The following is a 1,259-nucleotide window of genomic DNA, read 5'->3' as shown; positions in this document are numbered from 1 at the left end:
GCCGACCCTGGAGGAGGCCGCCAAGTCGCGCTGGGGCGAGGTGCAGAACCAGTACCAGCGCCGCGCCGACCTGATCCCCAACCTCGTCGAGACCGTGAAGGGCTACGCCCAGCAGGAGCGCGACGTGCTGGTGCAGGTGACCGAGGCCCGCGCCAAGGCGACCTCCGTCAAGGTCGACGCCTCCACGGTCAGCGACCCGCAGAAGTTCCGCGAGTTCCAGGACGCCCAGAACCAGCTCTCGGGCGCCCTCGGCCGGCTCCTCGTCACCGTCGAGCGCTACCCGGACCTGAAGTCGAACGCCAACTTCCTCGCCCTGCAGTCGCAGCTCGAGGGGACCGAGAACCGCATCGCGGTGGCGCGGCGCGACTACATCCAGGCGGTGCAGGCCTACAACACCGAGATCCGCACCATCCCGGGCCGCTGGATCGCCTCCACCCTCTACCCGGAAGCGAAGCCCATGGAATCCTTCGCCGCGGCCCCGGATGCGAGCCGCCCGCCGAACGTGAAGTTCTAGGGATGCCGAACCCGGCTCGTCGTCCGGTCCGCCCGGGCGCCGGTTTCCTCCTCGCCCTCCTCCTCGTCCTCTGGGCGGGCGCCGCCGCCGCCCTCGACCTGCCGCCCCTGACCGGCCGGGTGGTCGACGGCGCCGGCCTGCTGCAGCCCGACGCGCGCGACGCCCTGGAGGCGAAGCTCAAGGCGCACGAGGACAGGACCACCGACCAGGTGGTGGTCGCCACCGTCCCCTCGCTCCAGGGCACCTCGGTCGAGGATTTTTCCAACCGCCTGTTCCGCGCCTGGGGCCTTGGCGCCAAGGCGAAGAACAATGGCGTGCTGCTCCTGGTCGCCCCGGCCGAGCGCAAGGTGCGCATCGAGGTCGGCTACGGCCTCGAGGGGGCGCTGACCGACGCCCTGTCCAAGGTGATCATCGCGAGCACGGTGGCGCCGAAGTTCAAGGCCGGGGATTTTTCCGGCGGCATCCAGGCGGGGGTGGACGGGATCCTCGGCATCCTGAGCGGGGACGCCGCCGAGTGGCAGCGCCGGGCCGAGGTGCGGGAGGATTCCGCGCAAGGACTCGACCCGGTCCTCGTCGTGATCCTGCTCGTGGTGATCGGCTTCGTCCTCGTGCGGCTCCTCTTCGGGGGGCGCGGCGGCCCGGGCCGGCCCCACCGCCGCAGGGGCGGTGACTGGATCGTCGTGCCGGGCCCGCCGGGGGGCTTCGGTGGAGGTTTCGGCGGCGGCTTCGGCGGCGGCACGGGGGG

2 protein-coding genes are annotated in these 1,259 nt (G+C 72.2%); both read left to right on the top strand.

The window, feature by feature from the left end; all coding sequences use genetic code 11:
* Positions 1-514 (top strand): LemA family protein (locus VQ02_RS32035; protein WP_048448312.1); only part of this gene is annotated, 514 nt, incomplete at its 5' end.
* Positions 515-516: 2 nt separating this feature from the next.
* Positions 517-1,259: TPM domain-containing protein (locus VQ02_RS32030; RefSeq protein WP_048448311.1), on the top strand; the 743-nt coding region annotated here is incomplete at its 3' end.

This window comes from Methylobacterium variabile (assembly GCF_001043975.1).
In the GTDB taxonomy this organism is placed as follows: domain Bacteria; phylum Pseudomonadota; class Alphaproteobacteria; order Rhizobiales; family Beijerinckiaceae; genus Methylobacterium; species Methylobacterium variabile.
The sequence above is the reverse complement of the archived record's forward strand: the minus strand, read 5'-3'. Positions and strand labels throughout refer to the sequence as shown.